The organism is Streptomyces sp. NBC_00178, assembly GCF_036206005.1.
In the GTDB taxonomy this organism is placed as follows: domain Bacteria; phylum Actinomycetota; class Actinomycetes; order Streptomycetales; family Streptomycetaceae; genus Streptomyces.
This window is the reverse complement of sequence record NZ_CP108143.1, coordinates 993,006-1,011,016: the sequence shown is the minus strand read 5'-3', so window position 1 is coordinate 1,011,016 and position 18,011 is coordinate 993,006. Positions and strand designations below refer to the sequence as shown.

General features: G+C 71.3%; 12 protein-coding genes and 1 pseudogene. 4 read left to right on the top strand and 9 right to left on the bottom strand.

Annotated features, from left to right (window positions below):
• Nucleotides 1–53 precede the first annotated feature (53 nt).
• From OHT61_RS04180 to OHT61_RS04170, 3 genes are all read right to left on the bottom strand, one after another.
• The gene (locus OHT61_RS04180) at nucleotides 54–1,415 is read right to left on the bottom strand and encodes an NAD(P)/FAD-dependent oxidoreductase (RefSeq protein WP_329035124.1); all 1,362 of its coding nucleotides are present in this window, start codon (nucleotides 1,413–1,415) and stop codon (nucleotides 54–56) included.
• Between the two features lie 181 nt (nucleotides 1,416–1,596).
• Nucleotides 1,597–3,378 carry an ABC transporter ATP-binding protein gene (locus OHT61_RS04175; RefSeq protein WP_329035122.1) on the bottom strand — a complete coding sequence of 594 codons (1,782 nt, stop codon included), beginning with the start codon at nucleotides 3,376–3,378 and terminating at the stop codon, nucleotides 1,597–1,599.
• The gene (locus OHT61_RS04170) at nucleotides 3,375–5,207 is read right to left on the bottom strand and encodes an ABC transporter ATP-binding protein (protein WP_329035121.1); all 1,833 of its coding nucleotides are present in this window, start codon (nucleotides 5,205–5,207) and stop codon (nucleotides 3,375–3,377) included. The genes OHT61_RS04175 and OHT61_RS04170 overlap by 4 nt, the downstream gene beginning before the upstream one ends.
• 561 nt (nucleotides 5,208–5,768) lie before the next feature.
• Between OHT61_RS04170 and OHT61_RS04165 the strand changes: the two genes are divergently transcribed.
• Nucleotides 5,769–6,353 (top strand): DinB family protein, encoded by a 585-nt coding sequence (locus tag OHT61_RS04165; RefSeq protein ID WP_329035120.1) that lies wholly within the window; start codon nucleotides 5,769–5,771, stop codon nucleotides 6,351–6,353.
• 208 nt (nucleotides 6,354–6,561) lie between these two features.
• On the opposite strand, the gene OHT61_RS04160 is transcribed toward OHT61_RS04165, so the two are convergent.
• Nucleotides 6,562–7,008, bottom strand: a complete 447-nt coding sequence (locus tag OHT61_RS04160; protein ID WP_329035118.1) for a MarR family winged helix-turn-helix transcriptional regulator — start codon at nucleotides 7,006–7,008, stop codon at nucleotides 6,562–6,564.
• A 193-nt stretch (nucleotides 7,009–7,201) separates the two neighbouring features.
• On the opposite strand from OHT61_RS04160, the gene OHT61_RS04155 reads away from it, so the two are divergent.
• Nucleotides 7,202–9,013, top strand: coding sequence for an ABC transporter ATP-binding protein (locus tag OHT61_RS04155; protein ID WP_329035116.1), 1,812 nt, complete (start codon nucleotides 7,202–7,204; stop codon nucleotides 9,011–9,013).
• A gap of 34 nt (nucleotides 9,014–9,047) precedes the next feature.
• Here OHT61_RS04155 and OHT61_RS04150 read toward each other — a convergent pair whose 3' ends face one another.
• Nucleotides 9,048–10,115 (bottom strand): NAD(P)-binding domain-containing protein, encoded by a 1,068-nt coding sequence (locus OHT61_RS04150; RefSeq protein ID WP_329043089.1) that lies wholly within the window; start codon nucleotides 10,113–10,115, stop codon nucleotides 9,048–9,050.
• A 180-nt stretch (nucleotides 10,116–10,295) separates the two neighbouring features.
• Here OHT61_RS04150 and OHT61_RS04145 point away from each other — a divergent pair, with 180 nt between their 5' ends.
• Complete coding sequence (locus tag OHT61_RS04145; RefSeq protein WP_329035114.1) at nucleotides 10,296–10,718, top strand: secondary thiamine-phosphate synthase enzyme YjbQ; 423 nt, start codon at nucleotides 10,296–10,298, stop codon at nucleotides 10,716–10,718.
• A gap of 480 nt (nucleotides 10,719–11,198) precedes the next feature.
• Here OHT61_RS04145 and OHT61_RS04140 read toward each other — a convergent pair whose 3' ends face one another.
• From OHT61_RS04140 to OHT61_RS04135, 3 genes and pseudogenes are all read right to left on the bottom strand, one after another.
• Nucleotides 11,199–12,560 (bottom strand): hypothetical protein, encoded by a 1,362-nt coding sequence (locus tag OHT61_RS04140; RefSeq protein WP_329043088.1) that lies wholly within the window; start codon nucleotides 12,558–12,560, stop codon nucleotides 11,199–11,201.
• Between the two features lie 55 nt (nucleotides 12,561–12,615).
• Nucleotides 12,616–12,708, bottom strand: a pseudogene (locus OHT61_RS32470) (LuxR family transcriptional regulator); the annotation flags it as partial.
• Nucleotides 12,709–12,753: 45 nt separating this feature from the next.
• Nucleotides 12,754–13,032: a hypothetical protein gene (locus OHT61_RS04135; RefSeq protein ID WP_329043456.1), complete on the bottom strand. Its 279-nt coding sequence runs from the start codon at nucleotides 13,030–13,032 to the stop codon at nucleotides 12,754–12,756.
• Nucleotides 13,033–13,206: 174 nt separating this feature from the next.
• Here OHT61_RS04135 and OHT61_RS04125 point away from each other — a divergent pair, with 174 nt between their 5' ends.
• Nucleotides 13,207–13,617, top strand: coding sequence for a hypothetical protein (locus OHT61_RS04125; RefSeq protein ID WP_329035113.1), 411 nt, complete (start codon nucleotides 13,207–13,209; stop codon nucleotides 13,615–13,617).
• Nucleotides 13,618–14,090: 473 nt separating this feature from the next.
• Here OHT61_RS04125 and OHT61_RS04120 read toward each other — a convergent pair whose 3' ends face one another.
• Nucleotides 14,091–17,969: a S8 family serine peptidase gene (locus OHT61_RS04120; protein ID WP_443049358.1), complete on the bottom strand. Its 3,879-nt coding sequence runs from the start codon at nucleotides 17,967–17,969 to the stop codon at nucleotides 14,091–14,093.
• Between the last annotated feature and the right edge of the window lie 42 nt (nucleotides 17,970–18,011).

Below are 18,011 nucleotides of genomic sequence, written 5' to 3'. Positions count from 1 at the left end.
GGCGGCCCCCGCCCCGGACGCACGATCCGGGAAGGGGGCCGCAGGTCCTGCCGTCAGCCCCGGAGGTCCGCCCCGGCCGTGCGGGCGTGCAGTTCCTCCGGCGAGAGGTAGGCGTCGGTGTACTCGAAGTCGCGCAGCGTGGCCTGCTTGCGGGCCTGGAAGCCGGTGCGCACGAAGTCGTCACCCGCGATCGCGTTCAGCAGCCAGTTCGTCATGACACGGGTCTTGGCGACGTTGGTCCGCAGCGCCGCCCAGTGGTACCCGCGGGCCGCCACCTGGGCGGGCAGACCCTTCAGCTCGATGCCCAGCGGCTTGGAGACGGCGTCCCGGCCGCCGAGGTCCACGACCAGACCGAGGTCCTTGTGGACGTACGGCTGGAGCGCGCCGCCCCGCAGCGACGCGATGATGTTGTCGGCGAGTTTCCGGCCCTGGCGGATGGCGTGCTGCGCGGTGGGCGGGCAGATCGCGTCGCCGCCCTTCGCCAGGTCGGGGACCGCCGCCGAGTCGCCGAGCGCGAACACCCCGTCGGCCCCCGGCAGGGTCATCTCCGGTGTCACCGCGAGCCTGCCGCGCACCGTCTCGGCGCCGAGGGTGGCGATCAGCGGACTCGCCGCGACCCCGGCGGTCCAGATCAGCGTGCGGCAGGGCAGCACCCGGCCGTCCGTGAACGTCACCTTGTCCGGGCCCGCCTCCGCGACGGACACACCGAGCGAGACCTCGATGCCGCGCCTGCGCAGGATCTCCAGGGCGCTGGTTCCGAGCTTGTCACCGAGTTCCGGCATCAGCTTCGGCGCGATGTCGATCAGGTGCCACTTGATCAGCTTCGGGTCCAGCCTGGGGTAGTGCTTGACGGCGTTGGTGGTGAGCAGCTGCAGACACGCGGCCGTCTCCGTACCGGCGTACCCGCCGCCCACCACCACGAACTGGAGCCTGGACGCCCGCTCCTCCTCGTCCTGGCTGGCGTCGGCCAGGTCCAGCTGCGAGATGACGTGATCACGGATGTACGCGGCCTCCGCCAGGGTCTTCATACCCCGGGCGTTCTCGACGAGGCCCGGGATGTCGAACGTCCGGGTGACGCTGCCGGCCGCGAGCACGATGTAGTCGTACGGCTCGTTCACGATCTCGTCCGTGATCTTGCGGACCACGCAGACCTTGGCCTTCGTGTCCACTCCGATGGCCCCGCCGGGCACGATCCGGGTGCGGTGGCGCCTGCTGCGGCGCAGCGACACGGCCACCGACTGCGGGGTGAGCACCCCGGAGGCGACCTGGGGGAGCAGCGGCAGGTAGAGCTGGTACGAGAACGGGGTGACGAGCGCGATCTCCGCCTCGCCCGGGGCGAGGGTGCGTTCCAGCCTGCGCACGCACTCGACCCCGGCAAAGCCGGCGCCGACAACGAGAATCCTGGGTCGTGCCACGGTGTGCGTCCCTTCTCGGGCTTACGCGGTCATCGCTCGCCTGCCCCGTATCCGGAGCCAGTCACCCCTCATCCTCACCGGACGGGACCGAGTTCGCCTCCCGTGCGCGCCGGAGCCGCCGGTGGGCTCTTTCCCCCACCGGCGGCTCCGGGGTCCGGGCCACGTCGGCCCGGTCGTCGGCTCAGCCGTGCCAGGAGCGCCACAGCGCCGCGTAGGCGCCGTCCGCGGCCACGAGCGCGTCATGGCTGCCCAGCTCACTGATCCGGCCGTCCTCGACCACCGCGATCACATCGGCGTCGTGCGCGGTGTGCAACCGGTGCGCGATCGCCACGACCGTACGCCCGTCGAGCACCTTGGCCAGCGAACGCTCCAGATGACGGGCCGCCCGGGGATCGAGCAGGGACGTCGCCTCGTCCAGCACCAGCGTGTGCGGGTCCGCCAGCACGAGCCGCGCCAGCGCGATCTGCTGCGCCTGCGCGGGCGTGAGGGCCAGGCCGCCCGAGCCCACCTCCGCGTCCAGCCCCTTGTCGAGTGCACGGGCCCAGCCGTCCGCGTCCACCGCGGCGAGCGACGCCCACAGTTCCGCGTCCCCGGCGTCCGTACGGGCCAGCAGGAGGTTGTCCCGGAGCGAACCCACGAAGACGTGGTGCTCCTGGTTCACCAGCGCGACGTGGGACCGCACCCGCTCCGCCGTCATGCGGGACAGCTCGGCGCCGCCCAGGGTGACCTCGCCGGTCCGGGGGGCGTAGATCCCCGCCAGCAGACGGCCCAGGGTGGACTTGCCCGCACCCGACGGCCCCACCAGTGCCATCCGGGTGCCCGGGGCGACCTCCAGGGACACCTGGTGCAGGACGTCCACACCGGCGCGGTACCCGAACCGCACCCCCTCGGCCCTGACCTCACGACCGTCCGGGCCGACCAGGTCGTCGCCCGCGTCCGGCTCGATCTCCCGGACACCCACCAGCCGGGCCAACGACACCTGCGCGACCTGGAGTTCGTCGTACCAGCGGAGGATCAGGCCGAGCGGGTCCACCATCATCTGCGCCAGCAGCGCACCCGTCGTCAGCTGACCGACGGTGATCCAGTCCTCCATCACGAACCAGCCGCCCAGCAGCAGCACCGCGCCGAGGATCGTGACGTAGGTGGTGTTGATGACCGGGAAGAGCACCGAGCGCAGGAAGAGCGTGTACCGCTCCCAGGCCGTCCACTCCGCCACCCGCCGGTCCGACAGCGCGATCCTGCGGGCGCCCAGCCGGTGGGACTCCACGGTCCGGCCGGCGTCCACGGTCTCGGCGAGCACCGCCGCGACCGCCGCGTAACCCGCGGCCTCCGAGCGGTACGCCGACGGCGCCCGGCGGAAGTACCAGCGGCAGCCCACGACGAGCACCGGCAGCGCGATCAGCACGGCGAGCGCGAGGGGCGGAGCCGTGACCGCGAGCGCGCCGAGCAGCAGACCGGCCCACACCACCCCGATCGCCAGCTGCGGCACGGCCTCACGCATCGCGTTGGCCAGCCGGTCGATGTCCGTCGTGATCCGGGACAGCAGATCCCCGGTACCGGCCCGCTCCAGGACACCGGGCGGCAGCCCGACCGAGCGCACGAGGAAGTCCTCGCGCAGATCCGCGAGCATCTCCTCACCGAGCATCGCACCGCGCAGCCGCATGGTCCGGGTGAACACGGTCTGCACGATCAGCGCCACCGCGAACACCGAGACGGTGCGCTCCAGATGCAGGTCCGTCACCCCTTCGGACAGATCCTCGACCAGCCCGCCCAGCAGGTAGGGACCGGTGATCGAGGCGATCACCGCGACGGCGTTGACCGCGATCAGCACCGCGAACGCCCTGCGGTGGCGCCGCAGCAGCGCGCGCACGTACGCCCGCACCGTCGCCGGCGTCCCCACGGGCAGGGTCGTCGCCGACTCGGGGGCGGCCGGGTCGTACGCCGGTGGAGCCACGCCGATCATGCTCTCTCCTCGATCTCATCGGCCGTCCGGGCCGGCCGGAGTCCGTCGACGACGGCGAGACCGCCCCGCGCGTCCGGTACCGCGGCCTCGTCCTCGGTCTCGCGGGTGACGACCGCCCGGTAACGCGGTTCGTCCCGCAGCAGTTCGCGGTGTGTACCGGCCGCCACGACGGCGCCCTCGTGCAGCAGCACGACGCGGTCCGCCAGGTCCAGCAGCAGCGGGGACGACGCGAAGGCCACCGTGGTGCGGCCCCGGCGCAGCCGTTCGACGCCGGCCGCGACCCTGGCCTCCGTGTGCGAGTCGACGGCAGACGTCGGCTCGTCCAGTACGAGGACCTCCGGATCGGTGACCAGTGAACGCGCCAGCGCGAGCCGTTGCCTCTGACCGCCCGACAGCGACCGTCCCCGCTCGGTGATGCGGGTGTCCATGGGGTCGCCGGCCGTGTCGGCCGAGGCCTGGGCCAGCGCGTCCAGCACGTCGCCGCACTGGGCCGCCGCCAGCGCGTCGCCCGGCGGGACGTCACCCGACGACGGCACGTCCAGCAGCTCGCGCAGCGTGCCCGACAGGAGCACCGGATCCTTGTCCTGCACGAGCACCGAGGCCCGCGCCACCGCGAGCGGCAGATCGTCCAGCGGCACACCGCCCAGCAGTACCGAGGGCGGAGCGGACGCGTCGTCCTGCTCCGCGTGACCGCCCAGCCGTTCGGCGAGCCTGCCCGCCTCGTCGGGATCGCCGCAGACCACGGCGGTGAACAGGCCCTGCGGGGCCATGAGTCCGGTCACCGGGTCGTACACATCACCCGGCGGTGCGGCGTCGGCCGTTGAGCTGCGGGTGGTGCGGTGCAGCGAGAGCACCCGCACGGCCCGCTGCGCGGAAGGGCGCGAGAAGGAGTACGCCATCGCGATCTCCTCCACGTTGCGCAGCGGGAACAGCATCAGGGTCGCCGCGCTGTACACGGTCACCAGCTGGCCGATGTCGATGCGGCCGTCCCTCGCCAGCGTCGCCCCGTACCAGACCAGCGAGATCAGCAGCACTCCCGGCAGGAACACCTGGACGGCGGAGATGACGGCCCACATACGGGCGCTGCGCACCGCGGCTTCGCGCACCTCCTGGGAAGCGCGCCGATAGCGGTCGAGGAACAGGTCCTCGCCGCCGATGCCGCGCAGCACCCGGAGACCGGCCACTGTGTCGGAGGCCAGCTCGGTGGCCCGGCCCGCCTTCTCGCGCTGGAGATCCGCCCTGCGGGTTGCGCGGGGGAGCAGCGGCAGCATGGCCAGAGCGAGGACGGGCGTGCCGATGGCGACCAGCACGCCGAGGGCGGGCAGGTAGAGGACCAGTCCGACGCAGATCAGCACCAGGGCCGTGGCCGCGGCGGCGAAACGGGACAGCGCCTCGACGAACCAGCCGATCTTCTCGACGTCACCGGTGGAGACGGCGACCACCTCACCCGCCGCCACCCGCCGGGTCAGGGCCGAACCCAGTTCGGCTGTCTTGCGGGCCAGAAGCTGCTGCACGCGTGCGGCGGCCGTGATCCAGTTGGTGACCGCGGTGCGGTGGAGCATGGTGTCGCCCACGGCGATGAGGACGCCGAGGACGAGCAGGAGCCCGCCCGCCAGCGCCAGGTCCCGGCCGGAACGGTCGATGACGGCCTGGACCGCGAATCCGACGGCGAGCGGGAGGCCCGCGATCGCGCAGTGGTGCAGCAGCCCCCAGGACAGGGACTTGAGCTGACCGGCGATCTGACCCCGGCCGAGCCAGAGCAGGAAACGGGGGCCGGACCGGACATCAGGATCGCCGGGATCGGAGTACGGGAGATCGCGAATCTGCATGTCGTCCCAGGAATCGGATGGCGGAGGCCACGTGCGGACCACGTGGCCAGCGGGGGACCAAACCGTGCAAGCTTCGCGTCCCGGCCTGGCGCGGGGCAACCGATTATTCGCGGGTGGCGGTGGCGGTGGCGGTGGCGGTGGCGGTGGCGGTGGCGGTGGCGGTGGCGGTGGCCGAGGCCGAGGCCGCATCCATGGCCGTATCGGTGGCGGTCGGGCGACGGGGCGAGTCGCCTCCTCCGGCTCGATGAGCGCGCAGTGGTGGTGCCGGCCGGTCGCGCGGTCCGTCCCGGAGACAGGCCGCCGACCCGGGCGGAACCGTGGAACCCGGGGCCCGTCCCGGCTGCTCCGCAGCGGTCGGCACGACCGACGACGGACGCGGCCGACACCCACCGCCCACGTCCTGACGGCCTGCGCCCAGCAGCTCGTTCCCGCGTGGCCGGTTCCCCGGCTTCTTGTGGCTGCTCGGGGCACCGGCCATGGCCGGACTTCGGGCGGTCCGGTCGTTGCGGCCCACGAACGGAACCTTGAGGCCGCTGGTAGCCCGTGGCAGGCTCATGCCGCATGATCGACGAATTCGCGAAGGACAACCTGCACGGGAGACTGCGGCGGGACCGCGAGGCGCTGCTCTGGAAGCTCGACGGCTTGTCCGAATACGACGCCCGCCGCCCGTTGACAGTCACCGGGAGCAACCTCCTCGGCCTGATCAAGCACGTGGCCGGCGTGGAGGCCAGGTACTTCGGCGAGGTCTTCGCCCGCCCTTTCCCGGAACCGCTGCCCCGGTGGCAGGACCACGACGGCAGCGATCTGTGGGCGACCGAGGGCGAGACCTGCGATCAGATCACCGAGTACTACCGGCGCACGTGGGAACACTCGGACGCGACGATCCAGGCGCTGCCCCTCGATGCCCACGGCCGCGTGCCCTGGTGGCCGGAGCCTCATTCCAGCACGAACCTGTTCGCCGTCATCGTCCACGTCCTCGGCGAGACGAACCGGCATGCCGGGCATGCCGACATCCTGCGCGAAGGTGTCGACGGTCGAACGGGGATGCGCCCCGAACATGAGGCGCAGATCGATGAGGAAGCCCGCGCCGCCTACTGCGCGAAGATCGACCAGGCCGCCAGATCGGCCGCATCGGCCGGCGTCTAGAGGGCTGTGCCCGGTGACTTGAGGTTCGAGCGGCACGATGGTGCCGCGAGGGCTGATCTGTCGAAGCGTCTGATTCCCGAGGGGCTCCGGGCGCTGGCCGCCCCGCTCCTGGCGTCGTACGCGGCTCGACCGCAAGGTGGCGGAACCTCCCCGCGTGACGAGCGGGCGGTGTTCACGGCTGTGGCGTGCGGGTGTCGCACCGCGTGTCTCAGCAGCGGCGGCGCTCCGGCATCCCGTCGACCAGCGCGGTCAGCAGTCCGCCGAGCACCTCGCGCTGGTCGGCGGTCAACGGAGCCAGGATCTCTTCCGCCGCGGCCTTGCGCGCGGCGCGCATCGAGCGGAGCACGGCCCGGCCCTCCTCCGTGATCTCGATGCGGATCACCCTGCGGTTGGTCGGGTCCGGTGCACGCCGTACCCGGCCGCTCGCCTCCAGGCCGTCCACGAGGGTGGTGACGGCCCGGGGGACGACGTCCAGCCTCTCGGCCAGATCGGCCATGCGGGGCGGCCCGTCGTAGTGAGCGGTCGTGCGCAGCAGGCGGAACTGGGCCGGCGTGATGCCGATCGGCTCCAGCTGACGGCTCTGGATGCGCTGGAGGCGGCGCGTGAGCCTCAGCAGCTGTTCGGCCAGCATGCCGTCGGAGTCTGGGGATTCCATGAGGGAACAATATCAGGATGTGGTTCATTGTGTATAGAGGTAACAATGAGCTAGGCTCTCGAATCGTGGCTCGTGGCTCGTGGCTCGTGCGGCCTCGGTGTCCTCCGGGGCATGCCCGCCCTGCCCACGCTCCGTATCCACCCCGCAGGCCCGAGCCCGGCCGGTCCCTCCCCACACGCTCTCGAAGGAGCCCATGAAACCCGACGAACCCACCTGGACACCCTCCGCCGCCGAGGCCGGGCAACCGCCCGCCGAGCTGCGCCGCATCTTCCGGCTGTTCCGGCCCTACCGCGGCAGGCTCGCGGTGGTCGCACTCCTGGTCGGCGCATCCTCCCTGGTGTCGGTCGCGTCGCCCTTCCTCCTCCGGGAGATCCTGGACACCGCGATCCCCCAGGGGCGTACCGGCCTGCTGACACTGCTCGCCCTCGGCATGATCCTCACCGCCGTGATGAACAGCGTCTTCGGCGTCCTGCAGACCCTCATCTCCACCACCGTCGGCCAGCGCGTCATGCACGACCTGCGGACCGCCGTCTACACACAGCTGCAGCGGATGCCGCTCGCCTTCTTCACCCGGACCCGTACGGGCGAGGTGCAGTCCCGTATCGCCAACGACATCGGCGGGATGCAGGCGACGGTCACCTCCACCGCGACCTCCCTCGTCTCCAACCTCACCGCGGTCATCGCCACCGTGGTCGCCATGCTCGCGCTCGACTGGCGGCTCACCGTCGTCTCGCTGCTGCTCCTGCCGGTCTTCGTCTGGATCAGCCGTCGCGTGGGCCGTGAGCGCAAGAAGATCACCACGCAGCGCCAGCGGCAGATGGCGGCCATGGCCGCCACCGTCACCGAATCGCTCTCGGTCAGCGGCATCCTGCTCGGCCGCACGATGGGCCGCTCGGACTCCCTCACGAAGACCTTCTCCGAGGAGTCCGAACGCCTGGTCGACCTCGAAGTGCGCTCCAACATGGCCGGACGCTGGCGGATGTCGACGATCGGGATCGTGATGGCGGCCATGCCCGCCGTCATCTACTGGGCGGCGGGACTCACCCTCCAGTCGGGCGCCACCGGCGTCTCCATCGGGACGCTCGTCGCCTTCGTCTCGCTCCAGCAGGGGCTGTTCCGCCCGGCCGTGAGCCTGCTCTCCACCGGGGTGCAGATGCAGACGTCCCTGGCCCTGTTCGCCCGCATCTTCGAGTACCTCGACCTGAAGGTGGACATCACCGAACCCGACAAGCCGGTTCGCCTGGAGCACATCCGTGGCGAGGTCGCCTTCGAGGACGTCACCTTCAGCTACGACGAGAAGAGCGGTCCCACGCTGAGCGGCATCGACGTATCGGTACCGGCCGGGAACAGTCTGGCCGTCGTCGGTCCCACCGGATCGGGCAAGTCCACCCTCAGCTACCTCGTGCCGCGCCTGTACGACGTCACGGGGGGCCGCGTCACGATCGACGGCGTCGACGTGCGCGACCTCGACTTCGACACCCTCGCCCGCGCCGTGGGTGTGGTCTCCCAGGAGACCTACCTCTTCCACGCGTCGGTCGCCGAGAACCTCCGCTTCGCGAAGCCCGACGCCACCGACGAGGAGATCGAGGCCGCCGCCCGCGCCGCCCAGATCCACGACCACATCGCCGGTCTGCCCGACGGTTACGACACGCTCGTGGGGGAGCGCGGCTACCGGTTCTCGGGCGGCGAGAAGCAGCGCCTGGCGATCGCCCGGACGATTCTCCGGAACCCGCCCGTGCTGATTCTCGACGAGGCGACCAGCGCCCTCGACACCCGAACCGAACACGCCGTGCAGCAGGCCATCGACGCCCTGTCCGAAGGACGCACCACGCTCACCATCGCGCACCGGCTGTCCACCGTCCGGGACGCGGACCAGATCGTGGTGCTGGACGGGGGCTCGGCGGCGGAGCGGGGAACGCATGAGGAACTGCTCGCCAAGGACGGCCGCTACGCCGCCCTGATCCGCCGCGACAGCGGCGTGACCGTCCCCGCGGCCGCCGTCTGACGGTCCGGGGCCTGGCCGACCCACCGTCCCGGGGTCAGTGCAGGGCCGGAACGCCGTCCAGCAGCCGGGTCAACGAGCGGGCGGCGGCCCGCCCGGCCCGATTGGCGCCGATGGTGCTGGCGGACGGGCCGTAGCCGACGAGATGGACGCGTGGGTCCCGTACGACTCGGGTCTCCTCCACGCGAATGCCACCTCCGGGCTCCCGGAGCCTCAGCGGCGCCAGATGATCGACGGCGGCGCGGAAGCCGGTCGCCCAGAGGATGACGTCGGCCCGGACGGAACGGCCGTCGGGCCAGACCACGCCGTCCGGGGTGATCCGCTCGAACATCGGGAGGCGGTCCAGGATCCCCCGCTCGCGTGCGCGCCGAATGGCGTCGTTGAGCGGCAGGCCGGTCACGCTGACCACGCTCCGCGGAGGAAGTCCGCTGCGTACGCGCTCGTCCACCATGGCCACGGCGGCACGGCCCGCGTCCTCACCGAAGGGTCCTTCGCGGAACACCGGCGGGCGACGTGTCACCCAGAACGTCTCCTCGGCCACCTCGGCGATCTCCATCAGATGCTGGGTACCCGACGCGCCACCGCCGACCACCACCACCCGCAGACCGGCGAACTCGGCGGGCCCCGGATAGTTCGCGGTGTGCAGTTGCCGGCCGAGGAAGGAATCCTGGCCGGGACAGCGCGGCCAGAACGGCCGGTCCCACGTGCCGGTGGCGTTGACCAGCGCGCGCGTGGAGTAGGCACCCTCCGAGGTCTCCACGAGCAGACGCCCGCCGACCCCCTCGCGTACGCGGCTCACCTCGACGGGGCGGTGCACGCGCAGGCCGAACCGTCGCTCGTACGCGTCGAAGTACTCGCCGATGACCTCGGACGAAGGCCGGTTCCCGTCGGCGCCGGTGAGCTCCATGCCCGGGAGCGAATGCATGCCGTGCACCTTGCCGTACGTGAGCGAGGGCCAGCGGAACTGCCAGGCGCCACCGGGGCGGGGCGCATGATCGAGCACCGCGAAGTCCCGGTCGGGCTCGAGCCCGCTGCGGCGCAGGTGGTACGCGGCGGACAGTCCCGCCTGACCGGCGCCGATGACGACCACGTCCAGCTCGCGGATCCCGATATCGTTCACGCTTCTACCAACTGTGGGGGAGGCCCGTGTCTTCCCGGGCGGAACCGGAGCTTCCCTGGCCTCGCCTTCCCCAGCCCGCCCGGACCCCTTTCAGGTCCCGCCGGCAGGCTGGTCCCCGGCGGGGCGGACTTCGCGGACCTCCGCCCCGCCCGGGAGAATGAGTCCATGTCCGACACCTTTGCCACACACCTGCTCAGCGTCACCACGGGACGGACCGAAACGGTCACGGACCTGACAGAGGACTGCGCCCAGTTCCTGGCCCGCTCGGCTCCTGGCAGGGACGGCCTGCTCAACATCTTCGTCCCCCATGCCACAGCCGGGATCGCGATCCTGGAGACGGGGGCCGGAAGCGACGACGACCTCCTCGCCGCTCTCCAGGACCTGCTCCCGCCCGACGACCGCTGGCGCCACCGCCACGGCAGCCCGGGACACGGCCGCGACCACGTGCTTCCCGCCCTGGTGCCGCCGCACGCGACCTTGCCGGTGATCGGAGGCCGGCTGGAGCTCGGGACGTGGCAGTCCGTGTGTCTGGTCGACACCAACATCTCAAATCACAACCGTCAGGTGCGGCTGAGCTTTTTCGGCTGACCCAGATCGTCCAGCTGGGGCGTGCCGCCGATTCTCCGTACTGTGCGTGCGCGAACGGAAAGAATCTTGCACGGTACGACCCCACATGTGATCGAACGCCCCTACGACGGATGCGGTAAATGCCTGCTCGGCGTGCGGCGCCTGTCGCGCGTGAAGCTGGCGACGTCGTCCCCTGAGCGCCAGCGGGAGAACGTCCTCACAGCCGCAGCGTCCGTGGGCGCGCACATCATCGGCTGGGCCGACGACTGGGAGGCCTCGGGCGCCACCGATTCTGTGTCCCGTCTGGGTGCGTGTGGGGCGGGGGTGGGCGGCGTCGGGCGCTCGGCGCTTTGGTCCGCCCGTTGCCCGTTCCGCCCTCTGAGCGGGCCAGTCGCCCACGGGTGGTGCGGGTGGGGTTACAAGGGGAGGTGCGGGGGTCGGCTGCCCGGCTCGTACAGGGCCGGTGCAGGGGTCGGGCCGGGCAGCCGGAGGGGACGTGCGTCAGCTCGTCGAGGGGTTGACGGTGAGGGTGGCCGTGTTGTTCGTCAGGTCGGGGTCGAAGGTGCGGACGGCGGGTTCGTAGGCGTCGTTGTAGATGGCGGCGCGGGCGGTGGCGTTCGGGATGACCTCGTCGATGTGGAGAGTGAAGGGGAAGGCGTGGGTGGCGGGCTTGCCGGATTCGGTGAGGTAGATGGGGGTGTTGCAGCGGTAGCGGGTCTCGGACTGGGACCAGCAGGCGTCGGGGGCGGAGGTCACCGAGGTGCCGGCGGGGATGTCGATGTCGACGGTCGCGGCGGGTTCGCCCGCGCCGAGGGAGGCGACCCAGGCGGGGCCCGCGTTGTGGACGGTGACGGTGGCGGGGACGGTGTCGCCGGCCGCGCCGGAGACGGTGGAGGCGGTCAGCCGGTAGTCAGCCTGGTTGACGGTCTTCACCGTGAAGCTGCGGTACGGCTGGAGCTCGTCGGAGGGGGCGGCGGCCGGGGTGAGGTTCAGCTCCGGGCCGGCGCCCGGGGTGAAGGCGCGGCCGGCGCGGGCCTCGGCGAGCGCCTGCTCGGAATAGGGCTGCGCCGAATAGTCGACGCGGTCGAAGAGGGCCATGTCCTTGGTGCGGAACTTCAGCGGGAGGGAGTGGTACGAGCCCGGAGTCGTCCGCTCGTCCAGGATGCAGAGGAACGTGCGGCCGGTGACGGCGTTCGTGGACTCGCAGTTGGAGGGGACGGACATGCCGAGGCGGATGCCGCGGGAGGTGAAGACGGTGAGCAGGGTGCGGTCGGCGGTGCGGTTGCCCTGGTTGCCGAGGACGACGGAGGAGTCGAAGGGCTGGTCGGGTGCCATGCCGCTGCGGTACTCGGCCTGGGTGAGGCCGAGCGCGGGGCCGTCGTTGACGGCGACGTAGGTCTCGCCCGGGTAGGCGTTCATGCCGCCGGCCTGGGCGGTGTAGCGGACGTAGCCGTCGTTGCCGTCGGTGGCGCCCGGCTTCGTGGTCAGGCCGATCCTCGCGGCGGGGGCGTTGGCGCCGCCGGGGAGTTCGGGGGTGGTGCAGACGGCGGTGGTCTCGTCCTCCGGGCGGCAGTTTGCGGGCCAGGTGACCTCGGCGAACGAGGCGACTCCGGAGGCGTCGACGGTGAGCGTGCCGGCCGGGACGGTGGTCGTCGTGTTGTCGTGGCTGATCTGCACGGTCAGCGACTGCGACGGTGCGGGGGAGCCGTCCTCGGACGGGCCCGCGAGGGTGATCTCGTACGGGTCGGACCAGAGCCACAGGGCGTCGGAGGCGGTTGCGGCCGCGGCGGGGGCCGCGGCGGGGCCGGTGACGGCGGCGAGCGCGCCGAGTGCGGCGGCGGAGGCGATGAGCGTCATCTTCACTGGGATCAAGACAGCGGAGATTGGCGGATGGTTGTACGGGGGAGGAGGGCCGGTTTCAGTCCGCCGGGTCGGCCGTGCGGTGGTCGAGGATGCCCGAGCGGGCGATGAGGTAGCCGAGTTGGGCGCGGCTGCCGCTGCCGAGGGCGGCAGGAGCGCGGAACCGCCTGCACGGCTCGGCGCCAAGAACGGGCCCTCATATCCGGTTTCGCGTTGCGCGGCGGTGGGCCACGACGGCCGTGCGCCACCCGGTGGCGACGAGCAGGGCCGCGAAGCCGACGAGTGCACCGACCTGCGCCCCTGTGGAGGCCAGTGCTCCGCCGTCGGTGTCGGTGATACCGCCTGCACCGCCGGTCGTGTGCCCGGGGGTGATGATCGTCGGAGTGGAGGCGTCAGGGCTGGGGGTGGGTTGCGGCTTCGTCCCGGCCAGACTGCGCTTCAGAGTGCCGAAGGAGACACCAGTCGCTCCGCTCACTGCCTGGTGTCGGCGCCCGCGTTCGTAGCCTCGGTGAAGGCGGCGGCAGTCGGCGAGCCAGGCCATGGTGCATCCCACGGTCCAGCGGTGGCGGCCCACCCGTTGCGAGGATTCGGCTCCCTTGAAGGCGGATGCGGTGGGTGATGTGGCACCGGACGCGGGCAGACTTCGCACATGCAGCTGCCCGCCGAAGCCGTAGCCACCACCGTGTTGCTGGAGGTCGTAAGGATCTCCGAACTCCCGACAAAGCGGGGTGCCGCGTATCCGGGCAGGGCGGGCGCCCACTTGATCGGGAGCGAGGCGGCCGGCGTCCTGACCCTGATCGAGAGCCTGCCCGGCAGCGTGCAGCACCGCTGTGGCTTCTCGCCCGGCTGGAGCGTCCGGGCGTACGCGGACACTCTCGACCAGGCGCTGTTCGAGGCGGCGTTCTGCTTCAGCTGCCATGAAGTCCGCATGCATGGAACTGCCGTGCCACCCGCACTGGCCACGCAGTTCTTCGACGCGGGCGCCCCGCAGGCACACGCCCTCCTGACCCTCTTCCGCGAGGCAGCCCCGCAGCGGATCGGCCCCGGTCACAACACCTGAACCGGTGACAGGCGAAGTCCGGGTCTGGCTGCTGCTGGTGCGGGGGACTACAGCTGAGCCTGGCGCACCGGCCGTCGGCCACGACGCTCGTTTGACGCTCAAGGTAGCCACATGCAGGATGGCGATCTTAGTTATGGTCTCTGACCTGGGCTTTTCCGTTACGCGCTCGGGCCGACATCTTTTCGATGACATATCACGTGGTGCCAGCGATCGGGTAGCGTGGAGGTTGCCTTAACGGATGTTGGTGGACACCAACATCTCGAATCACAACCGTCAGGTTCGGTTGAGCTTTTCGGCTGACCCAGATCGTCCACGGATCCCGTGACCCGTCCCGGCCTGGGCCCGTGGCTCCGTGACGAGAGGGGCCCCGCACGACAGGCCTCGCCGTACGCCGTGGCGGGTGCCGGTCCCGCAGGAACCGACACCCACCGCTCGTGCTGGGAGGATTCACCTCACCGCTGACCGCCGGCGGCCTACTTGGGGCCGCGGTGCAGGAAGGCGCGGACGACGGTCTGCTGGACGCTGCTCCCGGCCGCGTCCGATGCGGTCACCCGCAGTGTCACGTAGGCGTCGCCGTGTATGTACGACGGCCGCTGCAGGTCCGCGACGAACTGCCCGCGCTTGCCGTGCTGCTTGGCGCGCACCGTCGTCCAGTTCTTCCCGTCCTCGTAGGATGCCTCGACCTTCAGTTTCGCCCATCGGGGGGCGGGCATCCCGTCCTGCATGCGGACGTTGAAGCCGATCTTGTGAGTGCGCGCCCGGTCCACCGCGTTGTTCACGTCGACCGGCACGTCGTAGTCGAGCTGGAGCAGGGGCAGCATGGTCGGGCGAGCCGCGGTGTCGGAGCGGAACGTCCACGAGGTGTGCGTGTCGGTACCGAAGTTCCAGTCGTCCGATTCGCGTGCCGTCGTCAGATCCAGTTTGTAGGTGGCCTTGCCCGAGGGCACCTCGAAGTTGCCCCAGGCGCCCTTGTCGGATGCCGCGATCTGCTTGCCGTCGCGGTACAGCACGGCTTTGGCGGTGTCGGGAACGCTGTCGTACCTGCGGGTGTCCGCCGTGGCCGTGCGTGAGCCGGCCTCGCCGCCGATGCCGCCGAAGGCCGGCAACTCGGAGAACGACCAGTGCCCGGGTCCGGAGTCGGTGAACTCCGGTACGTACACCGACAGGGTGTCACCGTTGCGCACCGACGTCCCGGAGAAGCCGCGCGGGATCGAGGGGCGGACGACCGCTCCGAACCACCGCTCCGTGGCGTGCCGGCCGGGCTGGTAGGTGTGCGGGGAGTCCTGTGATCCTGCGCCCAGGGCGAAGTCCGGATTCCAGACGACGTTGTGGTGCACCGTGTGGCTCCACAGCGTGTCCGCGTCACTGCTCACGTACTCGAGACGCTGCTGGCCCACCGGCACGTAGCGGCTGTACTGGTTCCACGCGGTGTCCTGGTACGGCCGCCATCCGAACCGCTGCTCGCTCGCCCACGTGGAGGCACCGGTGCGGGTGTAGGTGGCGCGGACCTGCGCGGTGTTGCGGTCCGAGACGACGTGGACCATCGTCCGGGGGATGGAACCCTTCGAGACCGGCATCACGTCGTACAGGTAGGGGCTGCGCACCGTGCCGGAGAACTCCAGCGTCGTGGTGCCCTTCTTGATGCGCTCCAGCAGCGCGCCACCGATCTTCCAGTTGGTCCGCATCGAGGGGAGTTCCAGGCGCTCACCGTCCGGTTGCCACCGCGTCCAGGCCGCGCCTCCGACCGGCTCCCAGGCGAACAGCACGGCCTTCGCCCCTGCCTCGGCAGCGAGCCGCGAGAACCCGGCGTAGTCGCCCGTGGGCCAGCTGAACCGGGCCACGGCCAGTTTGCCCCGCACGTTGCCGAGGTCGGGCTCGGTCACCGACCCGGCGTCCACAGCGGTCAGCCGTGCGCCCTTGTCCCCGAACACCGGGGAGAGCGGCTCGTAGTACGGACGGACGGTCTGCGAGCTGCCCGAGATCTTCGCCTGGAGCTGGGGAGCCACCATCTGCCAGCGCGAGGTGTACTCGAAGGCGCCGTCGGTCACCGGAGCGGTGGGGCTGATGTAGAGATGATTGACCGTGTCGAAGTAGAGGGCGCCCTGCAGCAGGCCGTGGCCATCGATCTGCCGGTACAGCGTGGTGCTGATGACGCCGTGCTGTTCGGCGGGGCGCGGGGTGCGGATCTTCACCTCGGTGACATCGGCGGCGTTCAGCGTCACCGTCATGTCCTTGGTGACCTTGACCTCGGGCAGGACGATGTCGCCCACCTGGTCACCGTCCGGCGTCTGGTCGTAGAAACCGCTGTTGAGGTAGTACGTCCCTTCCTCCACGACGGCGACCGCCGCGTCCCTGTCGGTGTACGGCGCCCAGCCGGCCGGGCTCCAGATGTTGGGCAGCGCGCCCGGCACGACCTTGCCGGCGCGGTCCTTGACGACCACGGTCAGCCGGTGCTGCGGGGCGTGCACCACGAGGGAGACGGTGGTGTGGGCCACCACGTCGCCGGCCGCGGACTTGGCGGTGACGTATCCGTAGAAGTTGCCACGGACGGCGTGCGTCGCGTCGACGTTCAGCGGCACGTCGGCGGTGGCTCCGGCCGCCAGCTGCACGGCGCTGGAGCCGAGGCTGACCACTCCGGGCGGGAGTGCCCTGCCGGTGTCGGTCGCCAGACGGGCCGTCAGGGAGAGGGTGACCGGCTGATCGCCTGTGTTGGTGTAGCGGACGGTGGCGGTCTGCTGCTCTCCGGCCGCGCCGCCGATGTGCAGCGGGTCAAGGGTGACGGAGCCGGTGGCTGTGACCGTGCCGATGGCCGAGGCGAGGTCGATGCGACCGCCGCCCTGCTCGGTCACCTCGGTGCCGGGCACGATGTCGGCTGTACTGGTCAGGGCGTCCTTGAGTTGCTGCGCATGCCAGTCCGGGTGCTGCTGGGCCAGCAGGGCGGCGGCGCCGGCGACGTGCGGGGTGGCCATGGAGGTCCCGGACAGCGAGACGTAGTCGGTGTCGACCGGGTCGCCCAAGGTGGTGCCGGCCGCACGGGCGGCGACGATGCCGACGCCGGGGGCGGTCACGTCGGGCTTGACCGCGCCGTCGCCGAAGCGCGGGCCCCTGCTGGAGAAGGGGGCGAGGGAGTCGTCACGGTCGACGGCCCCCACGGTCAGCGCGGAGTCGGCCGCGCCCGGCGTGCCCACGGTGGACGTTCCCGGGCCGTCGTTGCCCGCCGCGACGACGAAGAGCGTGCCGGTGGCGGCGGTCAGGGCGTTGACGGCCTCGCTCAGCGGGTCGGTGCCGTCCGTCTGGATGGACCCGCCGAGGCTCATGTTGACGACCCTGGCGTGCTCGTCGGTCGCCCACTCCATGCCGGCGATGATGCCCGACTCCTCGCCGTAGCCGTTGTCGTCCAGCACCTTGCCGATCAGCAGGTCGGCCTTGGGGGCGACACCGCGGCGGGTCCCGCCGGACGCCGCACCGCTGCCGCCGACGATCGAGGCGACGTGCGTGCCGTGCCCGAAGTGATCCCCGGTGTTCCCGCTGCCGGAGAAGTCCTTGGCCCGAACGATGCGCCCGGCGAGGTCGGGGTGAGCGGCGTCGGCACCGGTGTCCAGCACAGCCACCTTGACGCCCTGGCCCGCGTAGCCCGCCTTCCAGGCGGTGGGTGCGTTGATCTGTGCGGTGCTGCGGTCGAGCAGCGCCTTCACCCTGCCGTCCAGCGAGATCCGCGGAGTGACAGCCGAGCGGGCGGCGTCCGTCGATCCGCCGCGATTCAGGGTTTTCCAGAACGTGCCCAGGTCGTCGCCGGCGACCCGCAGCGATCGCGCGTGGATGCTCTCCAGGTCGCGCAAGGGCGTCGCGGCCGACTTGAGCCGTACGAGCCGGTCGGCCGTGGCCGTCGCCGCCTTCGACGCCTGCGCCGTGACTCTTGCTCCGGAGCGTGACGGCACCGGCTGCGACGAGATGATCAGTGGCAGCGCGGTGCTGTGGGCTTCGTCGTAGCCGTCGGCGATCAGGGCCGTCACGTCGAAGAGGCGTCGGTCCAGGGTTCCGGCGGCCACCAGCCCTTGGGCGTCGAACGGCATCACCGTCAGTGCCTTGCTGTCGCCCTCCGACGTCCGGAAGGGGATGTGCTCGCGTCCGGGGCCGGGCTGCACCGACGCGGTGTGCCGACCGCCGGCGAGCGTCGTCACGGTCACCCTGTCACCGGTCACCAGCCGTACGGTCGCGGAGTGGGCCGCAGGCGCGGCGGGAGGGGCGGCGGTCCCGGTGCGGTCCGGCTGCGCCGCCGACGCGGCCGGCACGACTCCGGCAACCAGTATCAATCCTGTTGACGCCGCCGCCAGGAGGCGGATTCCAGACATCAGTGAGGTACCTCTCGTAGGGCAAGTGGGGTGGGGCTGCGG

Excerpts from the sequence above, each read along its gene's own strand:
- OHT61_RS04175 (WP_329035122.1), bottom strand. The coding sequence starts at position 3,378 with ATGATCGGCGTGGCTCCACCGGCGTACGACCCGGCCGCCCCCGAGTCG.
- OHT61_RS04170 (WP_329035121.1), bottom strand. The coding sequence starts at position 5,207 with ATGCAGATTCGCGATCTCCCGTACTCCGATCCCGGCGATCCTGATGTC.
- OHT61_RS04165 (WP_329035120.1), top strand. The coding sequence starts at position 5,769 with ATGATCGACGAATTCGCGAAGGACAACCTGCACGGGAGACTGCGGCGG.
- OHT61_RS04160 (WP_329035118.1), bottom strand. The coding sequence starts at position 7,008 with ATGGAATCCCCAGACTCCGACGGCATGCTGGCCGAACAGCTGCTGAGG.
- OHT61_RS04155 (WP_329035116.1), top strand. The coding sequence starts at position 7,202 with ATGAAACCCGACGAACCCACCTGGACACCCTCCGCCGCCGAGGCCGGG.
- OHT61_RS04145 (WP_329035114.1), top strand. The coding sequence starts at position 10,296 with ATGTCCGACACCTTTGCCACACACCTGCTCAGCGTCACCACGGGACGG.
- OHT61_RS04125 (WP_329035113.1), top strand. The coding sequence starts at position 13,207 with ATGCAGCTGCCCGCCGAAGCCGTAGCCACCACCGTGTTGCTGGAGGTC.
- OHT61_RS04120 (WP_443049358.1), bottom strand. The coding sequence starts at position 17,969 with ATGTCTGGAATCCGCCTCCTGGCGGCGGCGTCAACAGGATTGATACTG.